Consider the following 5,720-nt stretch of genomic DNA (forward strand, 5'->3'; position numbering starts at 1 on the left):
GGTCCTCGACAATCGCCTGCACCGCGTCCCGGTCGGAGTGACGGGAGAGCTGTACGTCAGCGGCGACGGACTCGCCCGCGGTTACCGAAACCGCGCCGGCACGACCGCCGAACGATTCGTGCCCAATCCCGCGGGCAGTGCGGGCACACGGATGTACCGAACCGGCGACCTCGCCAGGTGGAACAAGAACGGCGAACTCGAGTACCAGGGTCGAGGCGATTTCCAGGTCAAGATTCGCGGATTCCGCATCGAACTCGGCGAGATCGAGGCAGTTCTGGCTCGCTATCCCGGCGTTGCACATTCCGTGGTGACCACGCTCGAACGTGACGGAGGCGCCGCACGGATCGTCGGATACGTCGTGCCTGCCAACGACGCTCAGACTGTGGATCCCGAGGCCGTCATCGCGTTCGCGGGCTCGGCTCTGGCCCCGTACATGGTTCCTGCGGTCGTGGTCGTTCTCGACGAACTGCCGATGACTGCCAACGGAAAGCTCGACCGCCGAGCCCTGCCGGTTCCCGACTTGCGAGCAACCCAGGCACGCTCGCGGGCCGCCGAATCCGATACCGAACGCACGCTGGCCGCCTTGTTCGTCGATGTCCTCGGTGTCGAATCGGTGGGCGTCGACGACTCGTTCTTCTCGATGGGCGGCGATTCGATCATGTCGATTCAGCTCGTCGCCCGTGCCCGCGATGCCGGGCTCGTCTTCACCCCGCGTGACGTCTTCGAGGTGAAATCGGTCGCCGGTCTTGCGGTTTTGCTGGCATCGACCAAGGACGACGAACCCGAGGTGCTCGAGGAACTTCCCGGAGACGGCGCGGGCCTCGTGCCGTTGATGCCGGTGGCTCAGTGGTGGCTCGACCGGCTCGGCTCCGATCTCCGAGGTCTCGATTCGTTCTCCCAAGCGACTCTTCTCAACGCGCCGCACGGGCTTCACAGTGTGGAGCAGTTGACCGCGGCTCTTCAAGTTGTTCTCGATCGTCACGACATCCTTCGCGCACGCCTCGAGCTCGACGGCGAGCGCAGGCTTGTTGTCGGCGAGCCGGGATCTGTTGCAGCCGAGAATATTTGCCGGGTGATCGAGGTAGAGGCCGAGCCGGGCACCGCGGTGTTCGACGCGGCGATCGTCGACGCACTGGGCGGTGCGCGTCGAGAACTCGACCCCGGCCGGAGCGTGATGGTGCGGGTCGTCTGGTTGTCCGGCGTGCGCAACACCGGCCGGCTGCTCCTGGTGATCCACCACCTCGCCGTCGACGGTGTCTCCTGGCGCGTCCTCGTGCCGGAACTTGCGTCGGCTTTCCACCGCATCGATGCAGGCGAGGAACCGGAGCCGTCGTACTCGGGCACGTCGGTTCGTCGTTGGTCGCATGCGCTCCGCGACATCGCGCCCGATCGAAGAGTCGAATTGCCCCGGTGGCGTTCGATACTCGAAGGTGCCGACCCGCTGATCGGAACCCGGCCGCTGGACCCGCGGCTCGACACGTTCGATTCGGTCGGCCGAGTTGTCGCCGACGTACCCGTCGAACTGTCCGACACAGTCCTGACCACGCTTCCGGCGCTTTTCGGTGGATCAGTCAACGACGGTCTCGTTGCTGCTCTCGCACTGGCACTGACGCAGTGGAGGCAGGCACAGGGCATACGAACCGACAACGTACTCATCTCGATGGAGGGCCACGGACGCGAAGCTCACGTGGTGCCCGGTGCGGACGTCCTGCACACGGTCGGCTGGTTCACCAGCGTCTTCCCGATGCGGATCGACCTCGCCGGCATCGACATCGCGGAAGTGATGAGCAGCGCCCCAGAGGCAGCGGTGGTGCTCAAGCGTGTCAAGGAAGAACTCTTGGGTGTTCCGGACAGCGGCATCGGCTACGGAGTTCTGCGTTACCTCGACGAGGTGGGTCGAGCGGAACTCGAAGACCTCCGCCAACCGCAGATCTCGTTCAACTATCTGGGCCGTTTCTCCGGCACCGAAGCAGGAGAGTCACTGGGGGACTGGGCACTGGCCCGGGACGTCGATCTGGAAGCGGCAGCGCGGTCCGAGATGCCAGTGGGTTCGGTCCTGGACGTCAACGTCGTCACCACCGAGATCTCGGGCGCACCGCACATCGGTGCCACTATCGCCTATCCCACCGGCGTGCTGGCAGAGCGCGATGCTCGCGCCGTCGCCGACCTCTGGGTGCAGGCGTTGCGCGCGCTGGCCACCTATGCCGAACACAGCGAACGCGGGGGACTCACCCCGTCCGACATCGACCTGATCGACCTCGACCAGGATTCCATCGACCACCTCGAGCGCGAGTTCCCGACACTGACCGACGTCTGGTCCCTCTCACCGCTGCAATCCGGACTGCTCTTCCACGCCCGCTACGCCGAACACACAGTCGACGCGTACACCGTCCAACTCGCACTCGAACTCGACGGCGTCGACGCGTCCCGGTTGCACCGTGCCGCACAGGCACTGCTCGACAGACACGAGAACCTACGCGCGGCGTTCACGACCGACACCGGTGGACGATCGGTGCAGGTGATCAACGCAGACGTGGACGTGCCGTGGACCGAGATCGACATCTCTCCGTTGGCCCCCACCGAACAGGCGACCGAGATACGCGAGCTCCTCCATGCGGATCGGGTCCGCGGCTTCGACATGGCCACTCCGCCCCTGCTGCGGTTCCTGCTTCTGCGAACCGGTGACGACGCGTATCGGTTGATCCTGACCAACCACCACATCCTCCTCGACGGATGGTCGATGCCGCTGCTGGTCCGCGACCTACTGACGCTCTACGCCACCGACAGTGATCACAGTGCCATCCCACGCGTACACCCCTACCGGGACTATCTGAGCTGGATCAGCACTCGCGACGACAGCGTGTCGATCGAAGCCTGGGGCGAAGCACTCCGCGGACTCGACGACCCGACGCTGCTCACCGGAACTCACGCCGTCGACGAGGACGGCGCTACCTCACGCTCGACGACCACAGCGCTCGGAGAACGTGAGACGGAACTTCTGCGTGGATTCGTCCGCTCCCGTGGCCTGACGACAGCCTCCTTGATCCAGGTGGCATGGGGAATCGTGCTCGCCGAACTTCTCGGACGCGACGACGTCGTCTTCGGTGGAACCGTCTCCGGCCGACCACCCCAGGTGTCCGGCGTCGAGTCGATGGTGGGTTTGTTCATCAACACTGTCCCCGTCCGAGTTCGCCTCGATCCAAGAGAGTCCCTGGCGGCGCTGTGCGTTCGCGTCCAAGCGGAACAGGCGCGGTTGTCCGATCACCATCATGTCGGGCTTTCGCACATCACTTCGGCTGTGGGGTCCGCTGCATCGTTCGACACGCTGACTGTGTTCGAGTCGTATCCCGTCGACCGCGGTGGACTCTCCTCCGGCACCGACATAGCCGGAATGCACGTTCTCGACGTCCACGACGCCGAGGATGCCGCGCACTATCCACTCGCGATCGTTGCCTCTGCGGCAGACGGGCGACTGCGGCTCAAATTCGAGTATTTCCCGGGAGTCCTGGGCGATCACGACATCGACGCGATCGCCGACCGGCTGCTCCGCACCCTCGAGCTGATCACCGCGCAACCGGATCTCCCGCTGGCGAAACTGCGCCTGATGCCGGATTCGCAAGTGCAGCAATTGGTTCCCGCGCGCGGCCGGCAGGGCCGCTCGGTCAGGACACTCGATCGCATCTTTTCGGACACCGCGAGCAGATTCCCCGAACGGGTCGCACTGTCCTGTGGTGAGAGAAAGATGACCTATCGAGAGCTGGACGAGGCGTCGAATCAGTGGGCGCGCGTGCTGATCGCTGAAGGCGCCGGGCCGGATTCACGGGTGGCGATCTGTGTGGAACGCTCCTTCGAATCCGTCGCAGCGGTCTGGGCGATCACCAAGACCGGCGCCGCCTTCGTGCCGATCGATCCTCGCTACCCGAGTGACCGGATCTCGTTCATGCTCGAGGACTCGGCATCCTCGCTCGGATTGACCACGGCTGCCCACAGACCCGGCGACGGCGGTGTGACGAAGTGGCTCGAACTCGACGACCCGACGAGCATCGCTCGGCTCTCCGGAGTGTCCACGGCGCCGCTACGCGAGGACGAGCGTCGAGGAACCCCGCGGTTGGAGAACACTGCCTACCTCATCTACACCTCGGGCTCGACCGGCCGACCCAAGGGCGTCGTCGTCACGCACACCGGTCTCGAGAACTTCGCCGACGAACAGCGTCATCGCTACGGTCTCACCGAGAATTCACGCGCACTGCATTTCGCCTCTCCGAGCTTCGACGCCTCCGTTCTCGAGTACCTGCTCGCCTTCGCCGTCGGCGGTGAACTGGTCGTAGCTCCCACCACCGTCTACGGAGGAACCGAACTGGCCGACGTTCTCCGCGAGGGACATGTCACCCACGCGTTCATCACGCCTGCAGCGCTGACGTCGGTGGATCCCGAGGGAATCGACGAACTGACCACCATCACGGTGGGCGGCGAGGCGCCCTCGGCGGACCTGGTGCGCACCTGGGCGCCGGGAAGATCGTTCGTCAACGTCTACGGACCCACCGAAACCACCATCTCCTGCAACCTCAGCGACCCCATCCCGGCCGGCGAGAAGGTCTATCTCGGACCGCCGAACCGCGGATTCAGCGAGGTCGTCCTCGATCGCAGACTTCAACCGGTGTCCGTCGGAGTTCCCGGCGAACTGTATGTCGCCGGAGTCGGACTCGCGCGCGGCTATCACGGGCGCTCACCACTGACGAGCGAACGATTTGTCGCCAACCCGTACGGCGAGCCGGGGGAGCGGATGTACCGCACGGGCGACGTGGTGCGCTGGCGCAGCGACCGCACCATCGAGTACCTCGGACGCAGCGACTTCCAGGTCAAGATCCGCGGCTTCCGTATCGAACTCGGCGAGGTCGACACGGCGTTGGGTCAGCTGCCCGGCGTGGAGTACGCGGTCACGTTGGCGGTGCGCGGACCCTCCGACGAGCAGGCCTTGGCGGCATATGTCGTCTGCGACGACGAACGCCGGGTGAGCGCCGAGGACATCCGGGCGGCGGCACGGGAGCTACTGCCGGCACACATGGTGCCCGCAAGCGTCGTCGTGCTCGACGAACTACCGCTGACCGGCGTCGGCAAGGTCGATCGGGCTGCTCTTCCGGCGCCTCGTTTCGACACCGATGCCGAAACACTCACTGCACCGGCCACCGAGTTGGAACGGCTGGTGGTGGGCGTTTTCGAGGACGTGCTCGGAGTGTCTCCGATCAGTATCGACACTCACTTCTTCGACGTCGGCGGAAACTCACTGACCGCGACCCGCGTCATCGCCCGCGTCAACGCACTTCTCGGCACCGACATCGGCGTTCGAGGACTGTTCGAGTCTCCGACAGTTCGGCAGCTGTCTCGTCTGGCGGAGAGCGTCGGCCGCGGCGAGAACCCCAGACCACCGTTGACTCGGCGATCCCGCCCGGACCCACTGCCCGTGTCACTGGCACAGAAGCGGATGTGGTTCCTCAACCAGTTCGACGTGACGTCCCCCGCCTACAACGTTCCCCTGGCAGTGCGCCTCGACGGCGATCTGGACTTCGCCGCATTGCAGGCCGCGGTAGCGGACGTACTGGGGCGCCACGAGAGCTTGCGGACGAAGTTCCCCTCGATCGACGGACAGCCGGTTCAGCAGGTGATGTCCAGCGACGAGGTCATGCCGATCCTGGAGCCGGAAATCGTCACTGCTGCCAGAG

General features: G+C 65.3%; 1 protein-coding gene. It reads left to right on the plus strand.

Annotation, left to right across the window (positions count from 1 at the left end; genetic code table 11):
- The coding region (locus RWT78_RS27610; protein WP_314682364.1) for a non-ribosomal peptide synthetase at positions 1-5,720 on the plus strand (5,720 nt) is incomplete at both ends.

Origin of the sequence: uncultured Rhodococcus sp., assembly GCF_963525155.1 — a bacterium.
GTDB classification, from domain to species: domain Bacteria; phylum Actinomycetota; class Actinomycetes; order Mycobacteriales; family Mycobacteriaceae; genus Rhodococcus_F; species Rhodococcus_F qingshengii.